At 75.1% G+C, this 26,042-nt stretch carries 23 protein-coding genes; 15 read left to right on the plus strand and 8 right to left on the minus strand.

Going from position 1 to position 26,042, the window contains the following annotated elements:
* The first annotated feature begins 420 nt into the window (after positions 1-420).
* The 3 genes from WCD58_RS08620 to WCD58_RS08630 are packed head-to-tail and all read left to right on the plus strand — an operon-like array spanning position 421 to position 3,684.
* The gene (locus tag WCD58_RS08620) at positions 421-1,311 is read left to right on the plus strand and encodes an AAA family ATPase (protein ID WP_337701626.1); all 891 of its coding nucleotides are present in this window, start codon (positions 421-423) and stop codon (positions 1,309-1,311) included.
* Entirely contained in the window at positions 1,308-2,537 is a 1,230-nt protein-coding gene (locus WCD58_RS08625) for a vWA domain-containing protein (RefSeq protein WP_337701629.1), read from the plus strand. The genes WCD58_RS08620 and WCD58_RS08625 overlap by 4 nt, the downstream gene beginning before the upstream one ends.
* Positions 2,530-3,684 carry an XdhC family protein gene (locus tag WCD58_RS08630; protein WP_337701631.1) on the plus strand — a complete coding sequence of 385 codons (1,155 nt, stop codon included), beginning with the start codon at positions 2,530-2,532 and terminating at the stop codon, positions 3,682-3,684. The genes WCD58_RS08625 and WCD58_RS08630 overlap by 8 nt, the downstream gene beginning before the upstream one ends.
* A 7-nt stretch (positions 3,685-3,691) precedes the next feature.
* On the opposite strand, the gene WCD58_RS08635 is transcribed toward WCD58_RS08630, so the two are convergent.
* Positions 3,692-4,528, minus strand: a complete 837-nt coding sequence (locus WCD58_RS08635; protein ID WP_337701634.1) for a class I SAM-dependent methyltransferase — start codon at positions 4,526-4,528, stop codon at positions 3,692-3,694.
* A gap of 152 nt (positions 4,529-4,680) precedes the next feature.
* Between WCD58_RS08635 and WCD58_RS08640 the strand changes: the two genes are divergently transcribed.
* From WCD58_RS08640 to WCD58_RS08670, 7 genes are all read left to right on the plus strand, one after another.
* A complete protein-coding gene (locus tag WCD58_RS08640) occupies positions 4,681-7,320 on the plus strand; it encodes an AAA family ATPase (RefSeq protein WP_337701636.1) in 2,640 nt (879 codons plus the stop codon).
* A 219-nt stretch (positions 7,321-7,539) separates the two neighbouring features.
* Complete coding sequence (locus WCD58_RS08645; protein WP_337701639.1) at positions 7,540-8,256, plus strand: AzlC family ABC transporter permease; 717 nt, start codon at positions 7,540-7,542, stop codon at positions 8,254-8,256.
* Positions 8,253-8,555 (plus strand): AzlD domain-containing protein, encoded by a 303-nt coding sequence (locus WCD58_RS08650; RefSeq protein WP_337701641.1) that lies wholly within the window; start codon positions 8,253-8,255, stop codon positions 8,553-8,555. The genes WCD58_RS08645 and WCD58_RS08650 overlap by 4 nt, the downstream gene beginning before the upstream one ends.
* A complete protein-coding gene (locus WCD58_RS08655; RefSeq protein WP_337701643.1) occupies positions 8,552-9,256 on the plus strand; it encodes a PIG-L family deacetylase in 705 nt (234 codons plus the stop codon). The genes WCD58_RS08650 and WCD58_RS08655 overlap by 4 nt, the downstream gene beginning before the upstream one ends.
* A gap of 214 nt (positions 9,257-9,470) precedes the next feature.
* A complete protein-coding gene (locus tag WCD58_RS08660) occupies positions 9,471-10,703 on the plus strand; it encodes an iron-containing alcohol dehydrogenase (protein WP_373696197.1) in 1,233 nt (410 codons plus the stop codon).
* A gap of 34 nt (positions 10,704-10,737) precedes the next feature.
* Positions 10,738-12,171 (plus strand): MadS family sensor histidine kinase, encoded by a 1,434-nt coding sequence (locus tag WCD58_RS08665; RefSeq protein WP_337701647.1) that lies wholly within the window; start codon positions 10,738-10,740, stop codon positions 12,169-12,171.
* A complete protein-coding gene (locus WCD58_RS08670; protein WP_337701649.1) occupies positions 12,168-12,845 on the plus strand; it encodes a MadR family response regulator transcription factor in 678 nt (225 codons plus the stop codon). The genes WCD58_RS08665 and WCD58_RS08670 overlap by 4 nt, the downstream gene beginning before the upstream one ends.
* A 61-nt stretch (positions 12,846-12,906) precedes the next feature.
* Here the strand turns inward: WCD58_RS08670 and WCD58_RS08675 are convergent, their stop codons facing one another.
* On the minus strand, positions 12,907-13,785 hold the full coding sequence (locus WCD58_RS08675; RefSeq protein ID WP_337701651.1) for a sigma-70 family RNA polymerase sigma factor: 879 nt from the start codon (positions 13,783-13,785) through the stop codon (positions 12,907-12,909).
* An 81-nt stretch (positions 13,786-13,866) separates the two neighbouring features.
* On the opposite strand from WCD58_RS08675, the gene WCD58_RS08680 reads away from it, so the two are divergent.
* On the plus strand, positions 13,867-14,319 hold the full coding sequence (locus tag WCD58_RS08680; RefSeq protein ID WP_337701654.1) for a carboxymuconolactone decarboxylase family protein: 453 nt from the start codon (positions 13,867-13,869) through the stop codon (positions 14,317-14,319).
* Between the two features lie 68 nt (positions 14,320-14,387).
* On the opposite strand, the gene WCD58_RS08685 is transcribed toward WCD58_RS08680, so the two are convergent.
* Positions 14,388-14,924: a winged helix-turn-helix transcriptional regulator gene (locus WCD58_RS08685; protein WP_337701656.1), complete on the minus strand. Its 537-nt coding sequence runs from the start codon at positions 14,922-14,924 to the stop codon at positions 14,388-14,390.
* A gap of 58 nt (positions 14,925-14,982) precedes the next feature.
* Here WCD58_RS08685 and WCD58_RS08690 point away from each other — a divergent pair, with 58 nt between their 5' ends.
* Positions 14,983-16,365, plus strand: a complete 1,383-nt coding sequence (locus WCD58_RS08690; protein ID WP_337701658.1) for an MFS transporter — start codon at positions 14,983-14,985, stop codon at positions 16,363-16,365.
* A 32-nt stretch (positions 16,366-16,397) separates the two neighbouring features.
* Entirely contained in the window at positions 16,398-16,922 is a 525-nt protein-coding gene (locus WCD58_RS08695; RefSeq protein WP_337701660.1) for an OsmC family protein, read from the plus strand.
* Between the two features lie 125 nt (positions 16,923-17,047).
* Here the strand turns inward: WCD58_RS08695 and WCD58_RS08700 are convergent, their stop codons facing one another.
* Positions 17,048-18,202, minus strand: coding sequence for a globin domain-containing protein (locus WCD58_RS08700; RefSeq protein ID WP_373696198.1), 1,155 nt, complete (start codon positions 18,200-18,202; stop codon positions 17,048-17,050).
* A gap of 828 nt (positions 18,203-19,030) precedes the next feature.
* Positions 19,031-20,014, minus strand: coding sequence for a hypothetical protein (locus WCD58_RS08705; RefSeq protein ID WP_337701664.1), 984 nt, complete (start codon positions 20,012-20,014; stop codon positions 19,031-19,033).
* A 205-nt stretch (positions 20,015-20,219) separates the two neighbouring features.
* Here WCD58_RS08705 and WCD58_RS08710 point away from each other — a divergent pair, with 205 nt between their 5' ends.
* Both WCD58_RS08710 and WCD58_RS08715 read left to right on the plus strand, forming a co-directional pair.
* The gene (locus tag WCD58_RS08710) at positions 20,220-20,351 is read left to right on the plus strand and encodes a hypothetical protein (protein WP_337701666.1); all 132 of its coding nucleotides are present in this window, start codon (positions 20,220-20,222) and stop codon (positions 20,349-20,351) included.
* 608 nt (positions 20,352-20,959) lie between these two features.
* A complete protein-coding gene (locus WCD58_RS08715) occupies positions 20,960-22,135 on the plus strand; it encodes a nitric oxide synthase oxygenase (protein WP_337702029.1) in 1,176 nt (391 codons plus the stop codon).
* Positions 22,136-22,210: 75 nt separating this feature from the next.
* On the opposite strand, the gene mftM is transcribed toward WCD58_RS08715, so the two are convergent.
* From mftM to WCD58_RS08730, 3 genes are read right to left on the minus strand one after another with little or no spacing between them, the layout of a single operon-like run.
* Entirely contained in the window at positions 22,211-23,149 is a 939-nt protein-coding gene (mftM, locus tag WCD58_RS08720) for a mycofactocin oligosaccharide methyltransferase MftM (RefSeq protein ID WP_337701668.1), read from the minus strand.
* Positions 23,146-24,687 (minus strand): VWA domain-containing protein, encoded by a 1,542-nt coding sequence (locus WCD58_RS08725; protein ID WP_337701670.1) that lies wholly within the window; start codon positions 24,685-24,687, stop codon positions 23,146-23,148. Before WCD58_RS08725 ends, mftM begins: the two co-directional genes overlap by 4 nt.
* A 30-nt stretch (positions 24,688-24,717) precedes the next feature.
* Entirely contained in the window at positions 24,718-25,974 is a 1,257-nt protein-coding gene (locus tag WCD58_RS08730; protein ID WP_337701672.1) for an AAA family ATPase, read from the minus strand.
* Positions 25,975-26,042 lie beyond the last annotated feature (68 nt).

Genomic DNA, 26,042 nt, shown 5'->3' on the forward strand with positions numbered 1-26,042 from the left:
CTCGCGCTCGTCCGGTCCGCCACTTTCGTTTCGGGGCAGGTCACCCGGGAACGCTGGACGAGCGTCGGCGCGGCGGTCCCGAGGGTGTCGGGCCCTCGGCACCGGTCGGGTGCTCGCAGAGGGCCGCCAGGGACGGTACGGAGCACACCGCGTCTTTCAAGCCGTGCTCATGCGACCGCCGTCACCCGCTCGTGACCGTTCGTGACGCCGTCGTGCTGGACGAGGGCACGGATCTCCTGCTCACGCACGGAGTCGATCTCTCGCGCAAGCGTTTCCGTCCGGCGCGTCGCAGATCCGTTCTGTGCGTGGCCTCACGCCATCCACACGGCCGTTCAGCCCAACGCATCTCAGGCGCGGGAGCGGTCACAGGCCCGTCCGGTGGCTACCCCACCGGCGCTAGGACATGCTGGAGCAGTGAGCGTGACCACCGAACCCAGCAGCCCGGACGACCTGGCGCGGGCCCTCGACACCACCGGCTACCTCGCCGACGAGGGCCTCGCGTCCGCAGCCTTCCTGGCGCTGCGCATGGGTCGCCCGCTCTTCTGCGAGGGCGAGCCGGGCACCGGCAAGACGGCCCTGGCGCAGGCGCTGTCCGAGTCCCTGGGCCTGCCCCTCGTGCGCCTGCAGTGCCACGAGGGCATCGACGCCTCGCAGGCCCTCTACGACTGGGACTTCCCGCGCCAGCTGCTGCACCTGCGCGCGCTCGAGGCGTCGGCGAGCGCCTCGCACACCGAGCTCGACGTCGACGCCGTCGAGTCCTCCCTCTACGACCGCCGCTTCCTCCTGGCGCGGCCGGTGCTGCAGGCCCTGCAGGACGCGCCGTGCGTGCTGCTCGTCGACGAGGTCGACCGCGCCGACGACGAGTTCGAGGCCTTCCTGCTCGAGGTGCTCGCCGAGAACTCGGTGACGATCCCCGAGATCGGGGTCGTGCGCGCCGAGACGCCCCCGCTGGTCGTCCTCACCTCCAACCGCACGCGCGAGGTGCACGACGCCCTCAAGCGCCGCTGCCTCTATCTCTGGCTCGAGCACCCGGACCTCGCCCGCGAGACCGCGATCCTGCGCCGGCGCCTGCCCGACCTCCCCGAGGAGCTCGCCGCCCAGGTCGCCCAGGCCGTGCACGGGCTGCGCGGGCTCGACCTGCTCAAGCCGCCCGGTGTCGCGGAGTCGATCGACTGGGCGCAGGCGCTGCAGCTGATCGGGGCCCGCCACCTCGACCTCGCGTCGGCGACGGCCACGCTGGGCGCGGTGCTGAAGTACCGCGAGGACGCGGACCGGGCGCGCGACAAGCTGGACGCCCTGCTCGCCTCATGACCACGAGCGACAGGGGTGGGAGCAGCGACACGCCGGCTCCCCGCCCCCACGCCGGTGCCGTGCTGGCGTCCGGGGTCGTCGAGGACCTCCGCGGGGGTGCCGCGCCGCCCGACGAGGACGCCGTCCTCGAGGACTTCGTCGCCTTCACCCGGCTCGTCCGCAACGCCGGCGTCCCCGTCACCACCGACCGCGTCGCCGCCTACCTGCAGGCGCTACGACTGTCGGACCTGGCCAGCGAGGTCGCCACCTACTGGGCCGGGCGTTTGACGCTGTGCGCCGACCCCGACGACGTCGTGCGCTACGACCACGCGTTCGCCGCCTGGTTCTCGGCCGACCCGCGCGACCAGCGGATGGGCCGCCCCGCGCCGCCCAAGCCGCGGATCTCGACGATGGCCGCGCTCACCGAGCCGCCGCCCGGCTCCGGCGAGGGCGACGACGAGGAGACCCCCGAGCTGCGAGTCGCCGCCTCCGGCGAGGAGGTGCTGCGCGACCGCGACATCGCCGAGCTCTCCATCGGCGAGCGCGAGCACCTCAAACAGCTGCTCGCCCTGCTGCGCCCCGCCCCGCCGAAGCGTCGCGCCCGGCGCCGCCGGCCCGCCCGCCGCGGCGAGCCCGATCCACGGCGCACGCTGCGCGCGGCGCTGGCCAACGGCGGCGAGATCGGCGACCTGCGCCGCCGCGCCCGCCGCGAGCGCCCGCGCCGGGTGGTGCTGCTCATCGACGTGTCCGGTTCCATGAGCCCCTACGCGGACACGCTGCTGCGCTTCGCGCACGTCGTCACCCGGCGCACGCCGCAGGCCGTCGAGACGTTCACGCTCGGGACGCGCCTGACCCGGGTGACCCGCGAGCTGCGCCAGCGCGACCCGGAGCGCGCGCTCGCCGACGCCGGGCGCGCGATCCCGGACTGGTCGGGCGGCACCCGGCTCGGCGAGGTCCTGCGCGCGTTCCTCGACCGCTGGGGACAGCGCGGGGTCGCGCGGCGCGCGGTCGTCGTCGTGTTCTCCGACGGCTGGGAGCGCGGGGGCGCCGACCTGCTCGGCGAGCAGGCCGCGCGGCTCGCCCGTCTGGCCCATCGGGTGGTCTGGGTGAACCCCCACGCCGGCAAGAGCGGCTACGCGCCGGTGCAGGGGGGAATCGCGGCGGCCCTCCCGCACGTTGACCGGTTGCTGGCGGGCCACTCCCTCACCACGTTGGCCGAGCTGCTGGAGGTGCTGCGGGATGCGTGACGTACTGCCCACGTTGGAGTCCTGGTGGTCGGAGGGCCGTCCGACGGCGCTCGCCACCGTCGTCGGGACCTTCCGGTCCGCCCCGCGACAGCCGGGGGCCTCGATGCTCGTCGGCAACGACGGCCAGGCCGTCGGGAGCGTGTCGGGCGGCTGCGTCGAGGGTGCGGTGTACGAGCTCGGCTCGGGCATCCTCGAGGGCACCGACGAGGCGACCCTGCAGCGCTACGGCGTCTCCGACGACGACGCGTTCGCCGTCGGCCTGACCTGCGGCGGCATCCTCGACGTCTACGTCGAGCAGGTCGACCGCGAGTCGTTCCCGCAGCTCGGGGCCATCGCCGCCGCCGTGCGCGAGCACCGCTCGGTCGCCGTCGCCACCGTCGTCTCGGGTCCCGCCGACCGGATCGGGCGCCGGCTGGTCGTGTGGCCCGAGGAGGTCGAGGGCAGCACGGGCTCGGCTCGCCTCGACGACGCGCTGCGCGACGACGTCCGCGGCCTGCTCGCGGCCGGGCGCTCGGCGCTGGTGTCCTACGGCACCGACGGCGAGCGCCGCGGCGAGGGCCTGCAGGTCTTCGTCGAGTCCTTCGCCCCGCCGCCCCGCCTGATCGTGTTCGGTGCCATCGACTTCGCCGCCGCCGTCGCGCGCATGGGCACCTTCCTCGGCATGCGGGTCACTGTCTGCGACGCCCGCCCGGTGTTCGCGACGTCGAGCCGCTTCCCGGAGGCCCACGAGGTCGTCGTCGAGTGGCCGCACCGCTACCTCGCCAAGGAGGCCGAGGCCGGGCGGATCGACTCGCGCACCTCGCTGGCCGTGCTCACCCACGACCCGAAGTTCGACGTGCCGCTGCTCGAGGTCGCCCTGCGGCTGCCCGAGATCGGCTACATCGGGGCGATGGGGTCGCGGCGCACCCACGAGGACCGCGAGCAGCGGCTCATCGAGGCCGGCGTGACCCAGGCCGAGCTGGCCCGGATGTCGAGCCCCATCGGCCTCGACCTCGGCGCCCGCACCCCGGAGGAGACCGCGGTGTCCATCGCCGCGGAGATGATCGCCCAGCAGTGGGGCGGACGGGGCACCCCGCTGTCCGACCGCGAGGGCCCCATCCACTCCGAGTCCAACGTCGAGCCGGCGATCTCCGCGGCCTCGCTCTAGACGACCCCTAGACCACCCGGGCGGTCAGGAGCAGGTACTCCCAGTCCATCGACCCGTCGCCGCGGTCGTGGCGGGCGGCGACGCCGGCGATGTCGGCGTCGAGCGCGGCCGTGCGCTCGGCGTCGTCGGCGACGTTGCGGTAGGCCACGATCGTCGGCCCGTAGGTCACCTTCCAGTACGTGCGGAAGGCCTCGGGCGAGCCGAACGACGACACCCGCACGGTCTGCGTGCGCGCCTCGACGTCGGTGACGCGGTCGCCGAGCAGGGTGCGCACGTGCTCCTCGTCGCCCCACAGCGGCGGGGGCTGAGCGCCCGGCGGGGGCGGCGGCGCGTACGGCTTCATCGTCTTGAACAGGTCGCCGACGAAGCCCGCGGGCGTCCAGCTGATGATCCCGATCCGCCCGCCCGGACGGACGACGCGGACGATCTCGTCGGCGGCCTGCTGGTGGTGCGGCGCGAACATGATGCCGACGCAGGACGTGGCGACGTCGAAGGTGTCGTCGTCGTAGGGCAGCGCCTCGGCGTCGCCCTCCTCCCAGCGCATCGCGACGCCGTGACGGGCCGCGAACTCGCGGCCGGCGACGAACAGCTCCGGGGTGAGGTCGGAGGCGACGACGTCCGCGCCGGCGAGTGCGGCGGGGACGGCGACGTTCCCGGTGCCCGCGGCCACGTCGATCACGCGCTCCCCGGGGCTGATGCCGGTCGCGGTGACGAGCCGCGGGCCCAGCTCGGCGATGAGCCGGGCGGCGACGTCGGGGTAGTCGCCGAGGCCCCACATCGTGCGGTGGCGCGCCTTGAGGGCCTGGTCGGCGGCGACGTCGGTGGCGGTGGTCGTCTCGGTCATGAGGTGCTCCCGGTCCGGGTGTGCGGCTGGTGAGGAGAAGGCTCCGCTCACGCAGCGCAGCAGTCATCGGGAGGACCTCCCTAGGTTCCGCCGGGATGACTAGGCCGTTCGGGACATTTCGTGGGTGATGATGATCACGTACCGTCACTGGAGTGGACCTTCTCGAGCGCGAGGCCGAGCAGCGCCTCCTCGCGCGCGCGTGGCAGGAGGCGCGCGCCGGGGCGGGTTCGGTCGTCCTGCTGGCGGGGGAGTCGGGGATCGGCAAGACCTCGCTCGCGCGGGAGTTCGCGGCCGGTCTCGACGACGGTTCCGGTGAGGTGCAGGTCCTGTGGGGCGTGTGCGACCCGCTCGGCGTGCCCCGCCCCCTCGGCCCGCTGCACGACGTCGCCGCCGACCTCGGCGAGCCCGTCGCGGGCCTCCTGCACGCCGGTGTGCACCCCCACGAGATCCACCGCGCGCTCCTCACGATGCTGCGCGACCGGTCGCTGCTCCTCGTCGTCGACGACCTGCAGTGGGCCGACGAGGCGACGATCGACCTGCTGCGCTTCGTGCTGCGCCGCGTCGGGGGCACGCGCTCGCTGGTGCTCGCCACCTACCGGGCCGACGAGCCGGATCCGCAGCCGGCCCTGCGCGCCCTGCTCGGCGACGTCGCCCGCACCCCGTCCGCGACGCGGCTGGAGCTCGGCCCGCTGTCGGTCGCGGCGGTGACAGCGCTGGTGGGCGGGCGCGGCATCGACCCCGGCCACCTGCACCGGCTCACCCGGGGCAACTCGTTCTTCGTCACCGAGGTCGTGAGCCAGGGCACCGGGGAACTGCCGGTGTCGGTGCGCGACGCCGTCCTCGCCCGGACCGCGGGCCTCGACACCGACGCCCGCGACCTCGCCGACCTGCTCGCCTGCGCGCCGGGCCCCGTCCCGGACACCCTGCTGCCCGCCCTGGGCGTCGGCATCGCGCCGCTGCGAACGCTGGACTCGGCGGGCCTCATCGGCCGCGACCGCCGCGGCGTCACCTACCGCCACGACATCTGCCGGCTCGCGGTCGCGGGCGCCATCCCGCCCGGCGGCGAGGTCGCGCTGCACCGCCGCATGATCGACGCCTTGGAGACGCTCCCGGACCCGGACCCGGCCGTCCTCGCCCACCACGCGCTGGCCGCGGGCGACGACGGGCGCGCGTTCCGGTACGCGGCGCGGGCCGGCCGCGGCGCCGCGACGGCGGGCGCGCACACCGAGGCCGCACGGTTCTTCACGACGGCCCTGGAGCACGCCCCGCAGGAGGCCCTCGCCGCGCGCGCCGGGCTCTGCGAGCTGCTCGCGCACGAGCTCTTCCTCACCAACCGGCTCGACGAGGCGATCGCGGCGACCCACCGCGCCATCCGCTGGCGGCAGGTCGAGGGGGACACCGACGGCGTCGGCGCCGGGCACCGGTCGCTGGCGTCGTTCGAGTGGTACCACGGCGAGCGCGCCCGGGCCGTCGAGCACGCGACCACGGCCATCGACGTCCTCGGTCCCCGCGCCGAGCCGGGCACGTCGGCCGCCGGGCTCCTCGGGCACGCGCTGGCGGCCCAGGGGTTCCTGGCGATGCAGGACAACGACCTCGCCACCGCCCGCGAGCTCCTCGAGCGCGCCCGCACCGCCGCGGCGGACGCCGCCGACGCGGCCGACGACGCCCTCGAGGTGCGGCTGCTGCTCCTCGACACCGTCGTGGCGATGATGACCGGGGACGCCTCCGGGCGGGACCGGCTCCTGGGCGCCCTCGAGGCCGTCGGCGACGACGTCAAGGTCGAGCACTCCACGTGCTGGACGCAGCTCGCCAACCTCGACGTGGAGCAGCGGCGCCTCGACGCGGCCGAGAAGGTGCTCGACCGGAGCCTGCCGCTGACCGTGCAGTGGGAGTACCCGATCTGCGAGCACTGGCAGCGCGGCGTGCGCTCGCGGCTGCGCGTGCTGCGCGGCGCCTGGGACGAGGCCGCGCACGACGCCCGCGGCGTGCTCACCGACTCCGGGTCGCTGCTGACGCACACGTGGCCCTCGCTGATGCTCGGGCTGGTCGCGCTGCGCCGGGGCGGCGAGGACGCCGACGCGCACCTCGCGCGGGGCTGGGACATCGCGGTCCGCTTCGGCGAGCCGCTGCGCCTGCTCCCGGCCGCGTCCGCGCTCGCCGAGCGGTGCTGGGTCACCGGCGCGCCCGACGCCCGCCTCGCCGACGTGCTCGACCTGCTCGCCGAGATCGGCGCGCGCCCGGGCACCGAGTGGTCGGCCGCGGAGCTCGCGCTCTGGCTGCGACGGCTCGGGCACTGGGCCACTCCGCCCGTCCCGCCCGCCGACGGGCCCTACCGCCTGCTGCTCGACGGCGACGCCGCCGGCGCCGCGCGGGCGTGGGCGGAGCTCGGCTCGCCCTACGAGCAGGCCCTCGCGCTGGTCGACACCGGCGAGCCGACGGACGCGTTCGCCGCCCTGGAGCTGCTCGACGGGCTCGGCGCGGACGCCGTGGCCGCCAAGGTCCGTCGCGACCTGCGCGCCCGCGGCGTCACCGGCGTACCCGCCCGCCCGCGGACCACGACGCGCACCAACCCGGCGGGCCTCACCGCGCGGCAGGTCGACGTGCTGCGCCTGCTCGCCGAGGGGCTGACGAACGCGGGGATCGCCGCGCGGCTCTACATCTCCGAGAAGACCGCCGACCACCACGTCTCGGCGATCCTCGGGAAGCTCGACGTCCCCACCCGGCGCGAGGCCGCCGCGGCCGCCCGGGCCCTGGGCGTGGTGCCGGACCGCCGGGTCAGGCAGCCCAGCTAGGCCCGTCCGGGAGCCGGCGACCGGCACGGTGGGCATGATCGAGGGGTCGACCGACTCGCCGGACGTGCCGCTCGCGGGGAGCTGCCGTCACGCGTCCAGCCGTGCCCTTCCGCCGGCGGGGATGGGCAGTCCCGCTCCCCTGGCGTGGGTGGGCACGCAGAGCAACATGGGGAGCAGGCACCGATGTAGGGAACCGGCTCGCGACGGCATGGTCATCCCATGTTCATCACCGAGCGTCACACCCTCCGCGGCGGCGAGGTCCGCACGGCCGTGCGCGACCTGGCGCCGGTCGTCCTCGGGCTCACGCCCTTCGCGCTGCTCATCGGCGTCACCGCCGTCCGCAGCGGCGTCGGCGCGGGTACCGGCATCCTCAGCGCCCCGCTGCTCTACGGCGGCAGCGGCCAGCTCACCGCGCTGACCCTGATGGCGGGCGGCGCCGGCCTCGGTGCCGTGCTCGCCGCGGTCAGCCTCGTCAACGCGCGCTTCCTGCTCTACGCCGCGGCGCTCGAGGCGCACTTCCGCGGCCAGCCACGCTGGTTCCGCTGGGTCGCCCCGCACTTCGTCGTCGACCCGACCTACGCGATGGTCACGCGCCGTCGCGAGCTGTCCGGCGCCGAGCTCGACGACCCCGTCACGTTCCGTCGTTACTGGACGGCGGCGGGCGTCGGTCTCGGGATCGCGTGGACCGCCCTGACCGCGGTCGGCGCCCTGCTCGCCCCCGTGCTGCCGACGTCGTCGGCGCTCGACGTCGCGGCGCCCGCGATGTTCCTCGCGATGCTCGTGCCCCAGCTGCGCGCCCGCACCGCCCGTGTCGGTGCCGCCGTCGCCGGGGTCACCGCCGCCCTCGCCGCGTCCCTGCCCGCCGGCCTCGGCCTGCTGTGCGGCATCGCCGCCGGTGTGGTCGCGGCGACCCTCACCGACCGGAGCGCGTCATGACCCTCCTCGTCCCGGCCGTCGCGACCTACGGCCTCCGGATCGTCCTGATCACCCTCGTCCCCGCACACCGGCTGCCCGCCGCGCTGCGCCGAGGCCTGCCCCACCTCGCGCCGGCCGCCCTCGCCGGCCTGGTCGTCACCGCGGTCGTCGGTCACGCCGGCCCGGCGGCGCTGGTCGTGCCGGGCCCCACCCACCTCGCGCTCGTGGTCGCCGGCCTCGTCGCCTGGCGCTTCCGGAACCCCGCCCTGCCCGTGCTGGCCGCCGTCGCGGTCGCGATCGTCGTGGAGGTCCTGTCATGACCGGCACGCTGCTCGGCGTCTGGGCCCACCCCGACGACGAGACCTTCCTGTCCTCCGGCCTGATCCTCGCGGCGCGCGAGCGCGGCGACCGCGTCGTCCTCGTCACCGCCACCCGCGGCGAGCAGGGCACCGACGACCCCGCGTGCTGGCCGCCCGAGCGCCTCGGACGGCTGCGCGAGCGCGAGCTCGAGTCCGCGCTCGCCGTCCTGGGCGTCGACGAGCACCGCTTCCTCGGCTACGGCGACGGTGCGTGCGCCGACGCCGCCGAGCCCCTCGCGGCGCGGCGGATCGCCACCGTCATCGAGGAGGTCCGCCCGGACACCATCGTCACCTTCGGTCCCGACGGCGTGACCGGCCACGAGGACCACCGCGCGGTGGGGCGCTGGACCACCCGCGCGCGCAACGCCGTCGCGCCGGAGGTCGAGCTGCTGCGGGCCGTGCTCGCGCCCGGCTTCACCCGCCGGTTCGCCGCGGTCAACGACGCGTTCGGCGTCTTCATGGACGACCCCGCGGCCGACGTCGACCCCGGCCTGCACCTGCGGCTCTCCGGCGACCGGCTGGACCGCAAGATCGAGGCGATGCTGGCCCAGGACAGCCAGACCCGCCGTCTGGTCGAAGGGGCCGGCCCGGCGACGTTCCGGCGGTGGTGGTCCGAGGAGGCCTTCCTCGTGGATCGACCGGCCTCGCCGCAGGCGGCCTGACCGGTGTGACCTGCGTCGCGACCTGCACCGATCGGGCACCACAGGAACCTGTCCGTCACCCTGCCGTCGCCCGCTGTCTCTCTGTAACGTGGGCAACATCGTCGTGCTGGTCGGCCATTCGGCCGGTCGGCAGAGAGGGGGCAGCGTGGTCCTCGTCGACAGCGTGACCCGGGCCGGGGAGTCGGTCATCGCCCATCGCCGCTCGCAGGAGCCGGTGGGGGGAGCCGTCGCCCCGACGCGGAGCCCGGCCGAACGGGCCACCTCACGCTCGAGCACGGGGACCCCCCGCCTCGCGAAGTTCCACGTCCCGGAGATCCTCTTCGGCCCCGGGTCGCTGTCCGAGGCGGCCCACGCCGCGGTGCGCCTCGGCGCGCGCCGGCCCCTGCTGGTCACCGACCCCGGGCTGTGCGCCGCCGGCTGGCCAACGCAGCTGTGCGCCCACCTGGCGGAGGCGGGCCTGCGGACCACCGTGTGGGACGGCGTCACGCCCAACCCGAAGGACCACGAGATCGCGGCCGGGCACGTCGTCTACCGCGAGCAGGGCTGCGACGTCATCGTCGCGCTCGGCGGCGGCTCGGTGATCGACGCGGCCAAGGGCATCGCGCTGCTGGCCGGCAACGGCGGGCTCATCACCGACTACGAGGGCGTCGACCGGATGGCGCTGCCCATCCCGCCGATGGTCATGGTGCCGTCCACCTCGGGCACGGGCGCGGACGTGTCGCAGTTCTGCATCGTCACCGACACGGCGCGCAACACCAAGATCACGATCCTGGGACGGGCGCTGGTGCCCGACATGTCGATCGTCGACCCGCACCTGCTCACCACGATGCCGGACTGGCTCAACGCCGCCACCGGGCTCGACGCGCTCACCCACGGCATCGAGGCCTACGTCTCGCGCGCCCACAACCCGCTCACCGACCACCACGCGCTGCAGGCGATCGCGCTGGTCGGCGAGAACCTCGAGCGCACCATGGACCACCCGGCCGAGGACAACGCGCGCACCAACATGGCCCAGGCGGCCCTGGAGGCCGGGCTGGCGTTCACCAACGCGATCCTCGGGGCGGCCCACGCGATGAGCCACCAGATCGGCGGGCTGCTCGACCTGCCGCACGGCGTCATCAACGGGGTGCTGCTGCCGCACGTCATCCGCTTCAACGCCGAGCCCGACCCGCACCGGTTCGTGCCGATCGCCCAGGCGCTGGGTCTGCCCGGGCGGGTCGCGCCGGACTCGACCGCGGGGGCCGTCGAGGCCGCGGAGTGGGCGGCCGGGGAGGTCCGCCGGATCGCCGACGAGCTCGGGGTGCCGAAGGGCCTCGGCGAGATCGGCGTCACCGAGGCCGACGTCCCGATCCTGTCGACGATGACGCTCGCCGACGCCTGCCTGTCGACCAACCCCCGCGAGGCCGACCAGGCCGACATCGAGGCGCTGTTCCGGGCGGCGCTGTAGTGCTGTCGCGCGTCATGTGGGCGCGGAGCGCTCCGTGAGCAGCCGGACGGAGACCGACCACCACGACCTCGACCAGCTCACCGGCATCCGGTCGGGCAAGCCGTCCTTCTACATCGAGTACCTGGCCTCGGCCGAGCGGCTGCGCCGGGTGATCCACGCCCTCGACCGGATCTCCCGCGCGCTGGTCCGCACCACCGAGGGACCGGGCACGCTCGTGCGCTCGGTGGCCGAGGCGGCCGCCGACCACCTCACCGCCCACTGGGTGGTGTTCGCCCTCGCCGACGGCGCGCTCCCCGAGGCCGCGCCGCGCCACCTGGTGCTCGGCCCGGCCGGCGACGAGGTCGACGCCGACGACCCGGAGCTGCCGCCGTGGGTCGTCACCCACCTGCACGCCGTGCGCTCGGGGGAGGGCCACCGCCACGAGGACAGCGGGGCCGCCACCAATGGTGCGGACGTCGAGCACGACCCCCACCACCTGCACGTCCCGGTGCACCTCGACGGCGACGTCGTCGGCGAGATCGTGGCCTGGACCGGCGCCGAGCGGGCGATCGACGCCACCGACGCCTCGGTGCTGCGCGTCCTCGCCGGGCAGACGGCCGCCGCGCTGCAGAACTCGGCGTTGCACCAGCGCACGATGCGCCTCTACGGCGAGGCCAGCCGGCACGCCGAGGACCTCGCCGCGCGCAACGACCAGCTCCAGCGCACCCGGGACGCGCTCACCGTCGCCCGCCAGCGCGAGGTGCTCGACTCCGAGCGCCACCGCATCGCGCGCGAGCTGCACGACTCGGTGACCCAGTACGCGCTCTCGGCCGGCATGCAGATCGAGGTCGTGCGCTCGGAGATCCGCGACGAGCGCCAGCGCGAGCGTCTCGAGACCGCCAAGGCGCTCACCCGGCGGGCCGTCGAGCAGCTGCGCTCGGCGATCTACGCGCTCAACCACTCCGGCGACCGGGGCCCGCAGAGCCTGCCCGCGATGCTCGAGGAGCTCTCGACGGTGCACATGCCGTCGGACCTGCGCGTCCAGGTGCGCATCGAGGGCCGGCCGCTCGCGCTGTCGTCGGCGGCCGAGCGCTCGCTGTTCCGGGTGGCCGGCGAGGCGCTGTTCAACGCGGCCGTGCACGCCGAGGCGACCGTCGCCGTCGTCCGGCTGGCCTACCGCAAGGACCGCCTGGTGCTGTCGGTGTCCGACGACGGCACCGGCGACCCCGAGCACGTGCGACGCTCGCTGCGCGTCGCCGCCGCCGGCGACCTCGACGGCTCCCACCGCGGCCTGGTGAACATGGCCGAGCGGGCCCGCGAGATCGGCGGCACCCTGCGCATCCGCCGCGCACCCCAGGGCGGCATCCGGGTCGAGGTCGGCGTGCCGCTGGCCCCCTGCCCGACCGCGGCGCCGTCCGCGCCCGCCGAGCCCACCGAGCCCACCGAGAACCCCTCACCGCACGCCGAGGAAGCCAGGAGCAGGTCATGACCGAGATCCGCGTGCCAGCACGCTCCACCGCCAAGCGCGGGGAGGTGCGCATCGTCCTGGTCGACGACCACGCCATCGTCCGGCAGGGCCTGCGCTCGGTGCTCGAGCGCGAGCCGCAGTTCGCGATCGTCGGCGAGGCGTCCAGCGCGGCCGAGGCGCTCGCCGTCGTCGCCCACCAGCGGCCGACGATCGTGCTGCTCGACCTCAAGCTCTCGACCAGCTCCGACTCCGAGGGCCTGCAGCTGTGCCGCCAGCTCACGCAGGCGCACCCGGGCGTGGGCGTGCTCGTGCTGACGACGTTCCTCGACGACCGCCTCGTCGTCGAGGCCGTGCACGCCGGGGCGCGCGGCTACGTCGTCAAGGACGTCGACACCACGGAGCTGACCTCGGCGATCCGCGCGGTCTCGCGCGGCGAGTCGGCGTTCGACTCGCGCTCCGCGGCGGCCGTCGTGCGCTCGCTCAACGGCCAGCAGCCCCACGGCGACCCGCTGACCGGCCGCGAGCTCGACGTCCTGCGCCTGCTCGCCCGCGGGATGTCGAACCGCACCATCGGTCGCGAGCTGTTCATCTCCGAGACGACGGTGAAGTTCCACGTCGGCAACCTCATGCGCAAGCTCGACGTCACCCGCCGCGCCGAGGCCGTCTACGCCGCCTCGAAGATGGGGCTGATCTGACGCACGGGGTGTGTCAGCGTGGCGGCCACGCTCACGTTGAACGTCAGGAAAGCCGCCACGATCACCGCAGCTCGACGTCCACGCTCGCGAGGACGTCGGGGTCGGCGATCATCTCGATCGCGACGATGCGGCCGCCGACGACGACGAGGTCGAACGCCGAGTAGACCGTCCCGCCCGGGGCGAAGGCGGCACCGAGCGCGCCGTCGACCAGCGCCGGCTGGGCGGCCCGGGCGCGCCCGCAGAAGACGCGGGCGACGGCGTCGGCGCCGTGCATCGCGTCGGTCACCGCCGGCGCCCCGGGGTTCGCGGCGGCCGCGGCGACGGCGACGCGGTCGGCCCGCAGTTCCACGTCGGGGTCGAGGACGCTGAGCAGCCCGGCGAAGTCGCCCTCGCGCGCGGCGGTGAGGAAGGCCTCGACGACCTCCCGGCGCCGGGCGGGGTCGGCGTCCGTCTCGGCCGACCCGCCGCGGACGCGCCGGCGCGCCCGGCTCGCGAGCTGGCGGGCCGCGGCGGGGCTGCGCTCGACGACGGTCGCGATCTCGTCGAACGGCACGGCGAACATGTCGTGCAGCACGAACGCCAGGCGCTCGGCGGGGTCGAGGCGCTCGAGCACGACGAGCAGCGCGCCGCCGAGCGCGTCGGCCTGCGCCGCGCGGGCCTCGGGGTTCGGCTCCGGGTCGGCGGCCTCCGGGGCGTCGTCGATCGGCGACTCCGCGCGGGTCCCCCGCGAGCGCAGCATCGACAGGGCGACGCGGCTCGCGACCGTCGTCAGCCAGGCGCGGAGGTTCTCGACCTCGGAGGTGTCGGTGCGCGCCAGGCGCAGCCAGGTCTCCTGCACCGCGTCGTCGGCCTCGGCCGGGCTGCCCAGCAGCCGCAGCGTCACGGCGCGCAGGTGGGGGCGGTGGGTCTCGAAGCGCTCGGCGAGATCGGTCTCGTCCATCGGTCACATCCCGTCGCTCGGGGGCGTCTCCCTGATGACCGCCGCGCACCGGCGGATGTGACCAGGGACAGGGAGACCGTCATGACCGTACGACTCGAGCACTTCACCCGCGCCCTCCCCGGCTTCGGCGAGGCGGTCGGCGCGATGATCGGCACCATCCGCGCCGCGGGGGTCCCGGACACCACGCTGGAGCTCGTCCACCTGCGCGTCAGTCAGATCAACGGGTGCGCGTTCTGCGTCGACACGGGCACGAAGGGCCTGCGCAAGAACGGCGAGCCCGACGAGCGCATCGACATGCTGCCGGTGTGGCGGGAGGCGCCGGGCTACTCGGACGCCGAGCGGGCCGCGCTCGCGCTGGGGGAGGCGGCGACGCGGATCGCCGACCGCCCGGACGCCGTCCCCGACGAGGTGTGGGACGAGGCGGCGCGGCACTTCGACGAGACGGCGCTGGCCGGTCTCGTCGCCCAGATCGCCCTGACCAACCTGTTCAACCACGCCAACGTGGCCATCCGCCGCCCGGTGGGCGCCTGGTGATGGCCTCCGGCCACGTGAGTGGAATGGGTCGCCCCGGCGACCCATTCCCTCACCTGGCCGTCAGGCCCTCACGGCAGCGGCGTCAGCAGGCGGTGGGGCCGGCGCAGGGCGACGCTGACGGCGTCGTCGCGCAGCGGCCGGTCGGGGTCGTCGTCGAGGTCGAGCAGCCGGGTCTCGAGCGACGCCGGGGCCGGGAGCGTCCCGCACGCCGGGCACACGGCGCCGGCGGCGAGGTCGGCGCCGCCGGCGGGGCAGTCGGCGTGGCGGAAGCGGCGCCGCCCGCCGCCCGGGCCCACGCGGTGGCGGTCGCCCCAGCGGGACAGCGAGTACAGCGCCGGCCAGAGGTCGAGCCCGGTCCCGGTGAGGACGTACTCCTCGCGCCCCGGGGCGTAGGGCCGGCGCTCGAGGATGCCGGCGTCGACGAGGGTCGCGAGCCGGTCCGACAGCACGGCGCGCGGGACGTCGAGGTGGGCCCGCAGGTCGGCGAAGCGGCGGACGCCGAAGAAGCAGTCGCGCAGCACGAGCATCGTCCAGCGCTCGCCGACCACCTCGAGAGCGCGGGCGAGCGCGCAGTCCTGGCGGTCGTAGTCGCGGCCCAGCGGCACGTGACCACGGTAGCAGTTCGGTTCAATGAACGAACCGGACCTGCTAGCGTCCCCGCTCGTGAGCTCGCCCCGCGCCACCCTCGCCGTCGCCGGCACCGCCACGTTCCTCGCGCTCGTGGTCTTCACCACGCCGCTGGCGACGCTGCCCTCGACCGCCGCGGCGCTCGGCGCCGGCCCCGAGGCCCAGGCCTGGATCCTCAGCTCGATGAGCATCGGCCTCGGCGTCGCGCTGCTGAGCGTCGGCGCGCTGGGCGACGACCTCGGGCGCCGCCGCGTCCTCGTGCTCGGCGCCGTGGTGCTGGCCGCGTCGTCGGTGCTCGGGGCGCTCGCGCCGAACGCGCTCGTGCTCGTCGTCGCGCGCATCCTGCAGGGCATCGGGGCGGCGGCGCTGGTCGCGTGCAGCCAGGGCCTGCTGGGCCACGCGTTCCCGGCCGGCACCCCGGAGGCGCGCTCGGCCAGCGGCATCTGGGGCGCCAGCCTCGCCGCCGGGATCGCGGTCGGGCCGTTCCTGTCCTCGGGCCTGGACCGGGCGGTGAGCTGGTCCGGCGCCTACTGGGCCGCGGCCGCCGCGGCCGCCGTGCTCGCGATCGTCACCCAGCGGCTCGTCCCCGAGTCCCGCGCCGCGGAGCCCCGCCCGATCGACCTGCCCGGCGTGATCGTCCTCGCCGCCGGGCTCGCCGCGCTGCTGGCCGGGCTCACCGAGGGCCGGTCCGGGTTCGGGCGGCCCGGCGTGCTCGCCCTGCTCGCGGCGGGCGTGGTGCTGCTCGCCCTGTTCGTGGTCGTCGAACGGCGCCGGACCTCCCCGATGCTCGACATGGGGCTCTTCGCGACGCCGGCGTTCGTCGCGGCGACGGTCGGCGCGCTCGCGACCGGGCTGGGGATCATCGCGTCGTCGTCGTTCCTGTCCACGGTCGTCGAGCGCGGGCTCGGCAGCACCGCGGTGGTCGGGGCGACGCTGCTGTTCGCGTGGTCGGGCACGAGCGTGCTGACGGCCCTGCTGGCGCGCCGGCTCCCGGCGGCCTGGTCGGGTCGCCTGCTGCTCGCGGGCGGGCTGGTCGTCATCGCCGCCGGGCAGCTCCTGCTCCTCGGCCTCGAGCCGGGCGACTCCCCGGTGACGCTCGCCCCCGGCCTCGCGCTGGCCGGCGCGGCGACCGGCGTCGTCAACGCCGCCCTCGGGCGCGAGGCGGTCGCCAGCGTGCCCCCGGGGCGCGGCGCGATGGGCGGCGGCGCCAACAACACCGCCCGCTACGTCGGGTCGGCCATCGGCGTCACGATCGTCGCCGTCGTGGCCACCCGCCCGTCCCTCGGCGCCGGGCCGGCCGCGCTCGTCGCGGGCTGGAACGACGCGGTGCCGATCGCGGTGGCGTTCTCGCTGGTCGGGGCGGCTGCGGTGGCGGCCTGCCGGCCCCGACGGGTGCGCACCCCCGTGACGACCGGGTGACGCAGCGCCACGTCCGGGGGAGGATCACGGGTATGGACAAGTCGCAGCTCGCCGAGACCCAGGGCCCGCTCAAGTCGCAGTACAAGGAGGACCCCGAGTCGGCGGTCGTCACGCTCAAGGCGGACGGGGACGTCGACGGCTCGGGCATCGCGTGTCGCGTGCAGACCTCGCAGGCGCTGGTCGAGGCCGGCCTGCACCCCGCCACCGGCGGTGACGGCACCCAGCTGTGCTCGGGCGACATGCTCCTCGAGGCGCTCGTCGCCTGCGCGGGCGTCACCCTGCGCGCGGTGTCGACGTCGATGGGCGTCGAGATCCGCGGCGGCAACGTGCACGCCGAGGGCGACCTCGACTTCCGCGGCACCCTGGGCGTCGCCAAGGACGCGCCGGTCGGGTTCCGCGAGGTCCGCCTGCGCTTCGACCTCGACACGGACGCGGACGCCGACACGCTCGCGACCCTGCACAAGCTCACCGAGCGGTACTGCGTCGTCTTCCAGACGCTCGCCAAGCCGCCGGAGCTCTCGGTCGAGATGACCCCGCGCCAGGCCGCCACCGCCTAGGCACGGCCCTCGGCGAGCCCCTCCGGAACGAACGAACGGCGCTCTCGCTGCTACCGAAGCAGCGAGAGCGCCGTTCGTTCGTCACGAGGCGGGCGCAGCCGGCCCAGCGCGCCGGGCCGGACGGGTCAGTCCGTGTGGTACGGGTCGTAGTGGATGTTGAGGAACGGCGTGCCCGCGTCGAGCAGCGCGCTCACGGTCGCCCGCACCATCGGCGGGGAGCCGCTGACGGTGATCTCGCGGTCGGCCCAGGCGCCGTAGCGGGCGACGACCTCGCCGACCGTCCCCGTCTCGGCCCCGTGCTGACGGCCGTCGTCCTCGACCACCGGGATCACGGACAGCCAGGGGTTCTCCTGCGCGCTGCGCCGGAGGGCCTCGATGTCGTAGAGGTCGGCCCAGGTGCGGCCGCCGACGAACAGGGCGACCTTGCGGTCGGTGCCCTCGACGATGAGCTGCTCGATGATCGACCGCGCCGGCGCGAGGCCGGTGCCGCCGGCGACCATGAGCAGGTCGGACCGCGAGCGCGGGTCGAGCGTCATCTGGCCCATGGGCGGGCCGATGCGCCACACGTCGCCGACGCGGGCGTGCGACACGATCGCCCGGCTGACCCAGCCGCCGGGCACCGTGCGGACGTGGAACTCGAGCACGCAGTCCGGGCCGGGGGCGTTGGCCGGCGACATCGAGCGCCACATGCGCGGGCGCTGCGGGGTCTCGACGCTGACGTACTGGCCCGCGAGGTAGGGCACCGGCTGGCTGGTCTGCACCCGGACCACGGCGAGGTCCTGGGAGATCCGCCGGTGCTCCATCACGCGGCCCATCCACACCGCCGGGCCGCGCTCGGCGTCGGCGGCCTCGCGCATGATCTGGGCGACGAGCTCGTAGGCGCCGGTCCAGGCGTCCTCGACCTCGCGGGTCCAGGCCGGCCCCGCGATCTCCGCCAGGGCGCCGAGGAGGGCCTCGCCGACCTTGTCGTAGTGCTCGCCGATGACCCCGAACTTCCGGTGGTCGCGGCCGAGCTGGCGCAGGAAGACCGACAGCTCGTCGGGACGGTCGACCATCTGCACCACGTGGACGAGAGCGCGCAGCAGCCGGGTGCGCTGCAGCTCCATCGTCACGGGGAACAGGTCGCGCGTCTCCGGCGCGATGCGGAACAGCAGCCCGTAGAACAGGGACCCGAGCTCGTCGGTGCGGTGCGAGACCGCGTTGAAGCTCGTGCGGATCAACGTCACCATCTGGTTGACGTCGTTGGACGACGAGGCCTCGCGGGGGGCGGGCAGGCCCATGCCGTCGGGCGCCCACGACGCGTCGGGAGCCGGCGCGGCGGACTGCGGCATGGGCGGCGGGGGTGCGGTCGGGACCGGACCGAACTGTGTCGGTCCCGACGGCGGGCCCGTGTGCCGGCCGCCGGTGAACGGCGGCGGCGGCGCGGCCGCCGGAGCGGACCCCGGATACGGGGACCGCGCACCGGACGGCGGACCGGACGGCCCGGGCGGGTAGGTCATCGAGCTCCCCTCGGACGCGGAGCGGTAGGAACCCGTGCGGTCTTGCCCGGGTGCGGTCGGCGGGTACGAGCGGTACGGCCCGTCGCGGTGGTCGTCGGCGATGTCGAAGACCGAGCTGTCGGACTCGTCGGGGCCGGTCGGTCGACCCGTGCCGAGGGGGCGGGAGATGCCGGTCGTGGACGTCTCGTAGCCGTCGGGCTCGGACCGTGATCCGTACCAGGCGTCGGCGGTGTGGGCGTCGTCACGGTCGGGGTGGGCGGCACCCGTGGCGCGGGACCGGCCGAGCGGTCCCCCGGCCAGGGAGCGATCGTCCCTCGCTGCGGTCACGTCTGGTCGACTCCTCGTCCCGGATGACTGATCTCCCCCGGCGTCGCGCCACCCTAGCGGTTGTCCTCGACCCAGAGACGCTACTCCGGGTCGAGCACACCGCCGCCCCGACGTGTGTTCGTGCGGTCAGCGTAGGGCCACGCCCGGTGAACGGGACCCGGGGGCGCCCACATCGGGTGACAGGGCCGAACGGGCGCGTCATCCGGCGTCGTACGACGACCGTTCCCCGTGGTCGATCTCGGCGCCCGTGGAGTCCGATCGGGGCGGGTCGCCGGACGGGCCTCACCCCGCGGTGGTGGCCCCGCCGTCCAGGGGTGACGACGGGGCCGGCGCGTCCCCGGACCCGCTGTCGAGATCCTCGAGCCCGCCGGTCCCGCGGCTCGCGACGGCCGCGTCCCCGGGGGTGCCGCCGCCGGCCCCGCTGCTCGTCCCCGCGTCCGCCCGGGGCGTCGGGCTCGACGGCGTGCTCGAGCGCGGCGTGCGGGTCGAGGTCGTGGTCGAGCGATCGGGTGTGGTGGATCTCGCCGTGGTGGAGGTCGGCCGCGGCCGCGAGGTCGGGGCCGTGGCGCGGGGCGGCGAGGCGGGCTGCGGGGCACGCCGCGCGGCCGCCGCGGCCGACGAGGGCTCCGGGACGCGGCTCGACGCGTCGGGGTCGAGCGCGTCGACGACGCTCGTGTCGACGGTCGGGACCGTGGCGGCGGGGGTCTCGGGGACCGGCGTCTGCTCGGCGGGGACCGCCGGCAGCCCGGGGAGCGCGAGCTCGGCGCCGGTGCGCTGGGCGTCGAGCCCCAGGGCGATCCCGACGCCCCCGACCGCGACGGCGGCCATCACCGCGGCGGCCGCCGGCACCGACGAGAGCCCGCGCCGGCGGGCCGCGGGCGCGGCGCGCCCGAGCATTCGGGCCATCTCGTCCGCGCGGGCGCGCATGTGCCGCGACGGGCGCGGACGGCGGCACCCCGCGGCTCCGGTCGCTCCCGGCCCCTCGGCGGCGACGACGGCGTCGACGTCGGGACGTCCGGGCGCGGCGATGTCGGCGATCGCCGGCACCTCGGGCACCGCGGGCGGGGTCCGGCCGGTGTCGGCCGGGCCGGGGACAGAGCCGGGGACAGGGCCCGGAGCGGAGCCGGGCCGGGGGCCCGGCGGGACCACCGGCAGGACGGCGGTCTCGCGGTCGTCGGGGGGCGGCCCCGCCGGACCGGAACCGGGCGCGCGCGTCCCACCTGTGCCGTTCGGCTCGTGGCTCGCGGGCCACGGGGCTCGCGTCACGGTGCACCTCCCGACCCCGGCGAGCGTGTCGTCCCCACGACGTCACGCGCTGTATACGAGGTCATCACACGTTGTCGACCGGACAGCGTGCCAGATGCGATCGACCGGCGACGGACGACCCGTGCGCTGGGACGATGCGACAGCCGGTCGAGAAGCGGACGGTGTGTGCGCAGGGTGGCCGAGCCACCCTCTACAGTGGGCCGCCGTGGAGCCGTCTCAGCGCGTCGGCCCGCGCGCGGTGTCGCGATCGGGACGCCGCGTGGCGGACGTCGCCCCCGCGAACCCGATCGTGGTGTTCGTGCTCCCGGCCCTCCATCAGCAGGTGCTCGGGTCGTGAGTGCGCCGCTGCGCCGAACAGACCATCACGGTTCGGATGTCCTCCGGGGAGATTGATCCGAACAGCGAGATCCGTTCCGGGCACCGGGGCGGCAGAGTGGACGGCGGCCGCGTGGGGACGGCTCGAGACACGGAGGTGGCATGACGCGCGGCTCGGCGATCGATGTCGTGAGCTCCGGGGACCGGACGTCCCCCTCCCCACACCCCCGGGACGGGCGGACCCCACCCCGGGTCCCCTCGGTCGGGGGGACCGCTGCTCCCGCGCCGACAGCTCCCCCCGCCGTCCCGGGCGACCCGCACGGCCCCGGACACCCGCACGGCACGCCGGGCTCCTCCGGCCCTTCCGACCCGGCCGGCCCCGACGCGCCGCCCGCCTCGGGCGGCTGGCCCGCCGGCGGTCGCGGCAACGGCAGGCCCTTCGTGGCGGCCGCCGGCGCGCCGAGCGCGACCCGGGTGAGCGCGCCCGTGGCGCCGCCGGCCGTGGCCCCCGCCGCCGGGCCGGCCGTCGTGCCGTCCGTCGCGGTGCCGCTGCCCGCCGACACCGCCCGGCCCGTCGACGTGACCGCTCCCGGGAGCACGGTCGAGGTCGGCTCCGGCGCGCAGGCGGTCGTGCCCGCCGCCCGGATCGGCGAGGACGCCCCCGCCGAGCAGCCCTCGAGCCGTCCGGGCGTCGACCCGGCCGAGGCCGAGGAGTTCATCCGGCTCTTCCACGCCGAGAACCCGAACGCCGGGCCCGCCGAGCCGCGCGTCGCCGCGGTGCGCGAGGAGATCGACCGCACCGGCACCTACGTCCACACCGGCGAGGAGCTGGAGTTCGGCGCCCGCGTCGCCTGGCGCAGCTCCGCGCGCTGCATCGGCCGCCTCTACTGGCGCAGCCTGCACCTGCGCGACCGCCGCCACGTCACCGCGCCGGACGAGGTCGCGGCCGAGTGCGTCGGGCACCTGCGCGAGGCCACCCGCAAGGGCCGCATCCGGTCGACGATCACGATCTTCGCCCCGGATGGGCCGTCGAGCCGCGGGCCGAGGATCTGGAACGAGCAGCTCATCCGCTACGCGGGCTACCGCGCCGGCGGCCGCGTGCTCGGCGACCCGCGCACCGCGGGCTTCACCGACACCGCCCGCACCCTGGGCTGGATGCCGCCGAGCCCGATGGGCCGGTTCGACGTCCTGCCGCTGGTCGTGAGCGGGGGCGGGGAGCACGTCAAGGAGGGCCCGCAGGTCCACGAGATCCCGGCCGACGCCGTGCTCGAGGTGCCGCTGACCCACCCCGACCACGCGTGGTTCGCCGAGATGGAGCTGCGCTGGCACGCGCTGCCGGTGATCAGCAACATGCGCCTGGACATCGGCGGGATCTCCTACCCCGCGGCGCCGTTCAACGGCTGGTACATGGCCACCGAGATCGCGGCCCGCAACCTCGCCGACGCCGACCGCTACGACATGCTCGCCGAGGTCGCCGAGGCCATGGGTCTCGACACCTCCAGCGACCGCACGCTGTGGCGCGACCGCGCGGCCGTCGAGCTGACCGCCGCGGTGCAGCACTCCTTCGACGAGGCCGGCGTCTCGCTCGCCGACCACCACGGTGAGTCCCGCCGCTTCCTGCGCTTCGTCGAGAAGGAGGAGGCCTCCGGGCGCAAGTGCCCGGTGGACTGGAGCTGGATCGTCCCGCCGATCTCCGGTGGCCTCACGCCGGTGTTCCACCGGTACTACGACGAGCCCACCGACACCGGCCCGATGTTCCGCCTCGACGACCAGGCCGCGGCGCGGGCGGGCGGCTGCCCGGTCTGAGCGTGTGGCCCTATCGGCGTGCTCAACAGGACTCGGACAGGCTCGGTGTCAGCAGTGGCCCACCGCTGACACCGCTCAGACGTCGACGACGAGCCAGCCGCCGTGGTCGTCGGCGACGGTGAAGGGGCGTCCGGTGCGCTCGCCGAGGGCGTGCAGGGCGGCGTGGTCGAAGGTCCGCAGGTGTCCGTAGACGGGTTCCGGGACGTCCTCGTAGGGCACGGCGACGACGACGCGCCGGCGGGCCACGCGGAGCATCTCGTCGAGCACGGTGACGGTCTCGGTGGCCGGCAGGTGCTCGAGCAGGTGCACGGCGGTCACGGTGTCCACCGAGCGCGCAGCGGCGGGTAGCGCGCGGGCGTCGGCGACCGCCGGGCGCACGGACTGGCCGCGGCGCTCGGCGACGGCACCGAGCAGCGCCATGGTGCCGGGGGTGTGGTCGGTGGCGACGACGTCGAAGCCCTCCTGCGCCAGGCGCAGCGGCAGGAAGCCGAAGCACGAGCCCACGTCGAGCACCGTGCGTCCCCGGATCTCGGCGATCGCGCGCTCGTGCACGGGCGCGAAGGCGGCGAGCGACGACTCGGGGGGCGCGTCGGGGTCGACGGGTGCCCGGGGATCGCGCAGGACGGCGAGGCTGTTGGCGTAGAACGTCGACCAGGCCGTGAGCGGGTCGCTGATCGTCGAGCGCACGATGCCCGTGAACACCCGCTCGAAGTCGGCGGCCGAGGTCACGAGCCCGGCGAGCTCGCTCGCGACGAGCCCGGCGATGTCGTCGTCGAGCTCGTCGGGGCGCAGGCGGTGCAGGACGAGCAGGCGCTCGCCGGGGCGGTGCACCTCGAAGTGTGCCGTGACCCGCTCGGGCGGGCGCGCGGCGACGAGGCGCACCGGGACCGCTGCCCGGTCCACGTGGCACACGACGACGTCCGCGTCCTCCCAGCGCCCGGGGTGCGACGCGGCCAGCGGGTCGATGCGCACGACCCCGGTGGCCGCCGCCGAGACGTCAGCCAGGCCCGTCACCGCCCGATCATCTCGGCCGCCATGTCGTGGCTGACCTCGGAGAGCCCGGTGAGGTCGCGGACGACACGGATGCGGTCGACGAACTCCGCGTACTGCGGCAGGTCGCACGCCCCGAGCCCCCAGGAGTAGCGCGGCTCCGGCGTCAGCCAGATCGTCTCGCGCGCCCGGCGCGTGATCTCGGCGAACGCCTCCATGTTCGGGTCGTTGCCGTTGCCCCGGCCGTCGCCCAGCACGATCACCGTCGAGCGCCGGTTCACCGCCGACCCGTGGTCCTCCAGGAACGTCCCGAAGGCCGTGCCGTAGTCGGAGTTGGCGTCGACGTCGATGAGGTCGCCGCCGAAGATCAGCCCGAGGGCGTCCTCGACGGTGTGGTCGGCGAACAGGTCGGTGACCTCCATGAGGTCGGAGACGAACGCGAACGACCGCACCTGGCCGAACATGTCCTGCAGCCCGTGCACCAGGTGCAGCGTGAAGCGCGCGGTGGCCCGCACCGACAGCGACACGTCGGCGAGGATCACCAGGCGTGGCTTGTCCTCGGCGCGCGACACCGTGACCGGCCGGAACGGGATGCCGTCGAAGCGCATGTTGCGGCGCATCGTGCGGCCGGGGTCGATGCGCCCGCGCGGGGACTCGCGGCGTTTGTGGGTGAGGGCGCCGTGCAGCGTCTTGGCCAGCCGGCGCAGGGAGTCCTCGAGCTGCTGGCGCTCGTGCTCCTCGGCGCGGTCGACCTCGGCCTTGTTGGCCTCGTCGGCGTGCCCGCCGTCGATCACACGCTGCTCGATCTCCATGAGCCGCTCGAGGTGACGCTTGATCGCCTCGGGGAGGTTCTCGAGCATCCCGGCCAGGCGCCGCCGCAGCGCCATCGCGTCGCTCTCGTCGCCCCCGTCGTCGATGCCGTCCTCGACGCCCTGCAGCCAGCCGAGCAGCGCCTCCTGCTGGGCGACGTTGAGGTCGGCGTCGACCTTCGTCCCCGCCGCGTCGGAGATCTCGCCGGGCAGCCCGCCGCCGTGCAGACGGTCGGTCTCGATCTGGACCTTCTCGCCGGTGCTCGTCTGGTCGGTGGCGCCGTCCTTGGAGAAGACGATCTCGTCGGTCATCGACGCCAGGTCGATCTTGTTGGCCTCCTGGTGCAGGTTGTACTGCTGCGCCAGGTCGTCGGGGTCGAAGAACTCCTTGATGTCCACCGGCTTGCCGTGGTCGTGCCCCTGCTGCGGGGTCTCTCCCGGCTCGTCGGAGAGCGTGAAGTTCTCGAGGTTGCCCTCGTCCGACAGGTCCTCGTGGCCGTGCCCGTGGCCGTGCCCGCGCTCCTCGTCACCGATCCGCACCAGGGCGAAGAAGGCGTCGAAGATCTCGTCGTAGGTCGCGTCGTCGCGGATGTCCTTGATCAGCGCGACGCGCAGCCCTGCCTTGAGCGTCTCGCGGTCGTGCAGGACGCCCGGTTCGCGCGCGCAGCGCATCGCGTCCACGACCTCCGAGGTCGAGACCCGGACCTGGCGGATGCGCAGCAGGCGGACGAACCGGTGGATGCTGGCCTCCATGCGGTGCCTCCTCTGACGTGCTCGCCGCTGCTAGAGGGCCCGCTTCTTGCCCAGCCCGAACGAGCGGCTGCCCTGCCCGGAGCTCACGTTGCGGGGCTTGGCCGGCTCGAGCTCGCCGCTGCGGGCCTTCTCCTTCTGCTCCACACCGGCCGCGTAGTGCCCGACGTGGCGGCCCTCCTGGTCCTTGGACGCCCGCACCGACCGGCCGTCGGGGCCGTCCTCCTCGTCGTCGTCCTGGACGCGCCGCGACGTCGCCGGGGCGGGGCCGCCGGAGTGGCCGTTGTCCTCGTGCCCGTGGCCATGGCCGTGCCCATGGCCGTGTCCGTGCCCGTGGTCGTCGATCTCGGCGTTCGGGTCGACCAGCTTCGGCAGCGCGCCCAGGGCCTTGGTGACGTCCTTGTCGTACTTGACGACCACCGACACCGTGTCGGACAGGATCGAGCTGTTCAGCTCCTCGACGCCGAGCACGGCGAGCGTGCGCGCCCAGTCGATCGTCTCGGAGATGCTCGGCGCCTTGCGCAGCTCGAGCTCGCGCAGCCCGCGCACGACCTCGACGAGCTCGCGCGCGGTGGCCTCGGGGAGCCCGGTGTCCTTCGAGCGGACGATCTCCAGCTCGCGCTCGGCGCTCGGGTAGTCGAGGAACAGGTGCAGGCAGCGCCGCTTGAGGGCGGCGGCGAGGTCACGCGTGTTGTTGCTGGTCAGGATGACGTAGGGCGCGTTCTCGGCCTGGAACGTGCCGACCTCGGGGACCGAGATCTGGAACTCGCCGAGCGTCTCGAGGAGGACGGCCTCCAACGCTTCGTCCGCCCTGTCGACCTCGTCGATCAGCAGCACGACGGGCTCGTCGGAGCGGATGGCCTCCATGAGGGGCCGCTCGGCGAGGAACTCCTCGGAGAAGAACACGCTGTCCTGGGCCGCGATGCGCTCGACCGACGTCTTGATGTCGGGAGCGTCCTGGACGATCTCGGCGATCTTCTCGCGCAGCATCTGGGTGTAGAGCAGCTGCTTGCCGTAGTCCCACTCGTAGAGGGCCTTGGTCTCGTCCTGGCCCTCGTAGCACTGCAGGCGCAGGAAGCGCCGTCCCGTGGCCAGCGCGAGCATCTTGGCCAGCTCGGTCTTGCCGACCCCCGCGGGGCCCTCGAGCAGCAGCGGCTTCTCGAGCCGCGTCAGCAGGAACACCGTCGTGGCGAGGCGCCGGTCGGCGATGTAGCCCTGCTTCGCGAGCGCGTCGACCACCTCGTCGACCGAACCGAAGGGCGAAGGGGGCTGCTCGGTCGTGCTGGTCACGCGGGGTCCTTCCTGGGAAAGAGGCAGATCGAGGGAAACACACCGGTGCCCGGTGGGCCAGCGCAGAG

The organism is Actinomycetospora flava (genome assembly GCF_037400335.1).
Taxonomy (GTDB): Bacteria; Actinomycetota; Actinomycetes; order Mycobacteriales; family Pseudonocardiaceae; genus Actinomycetospora; species Actinomycetospora flava.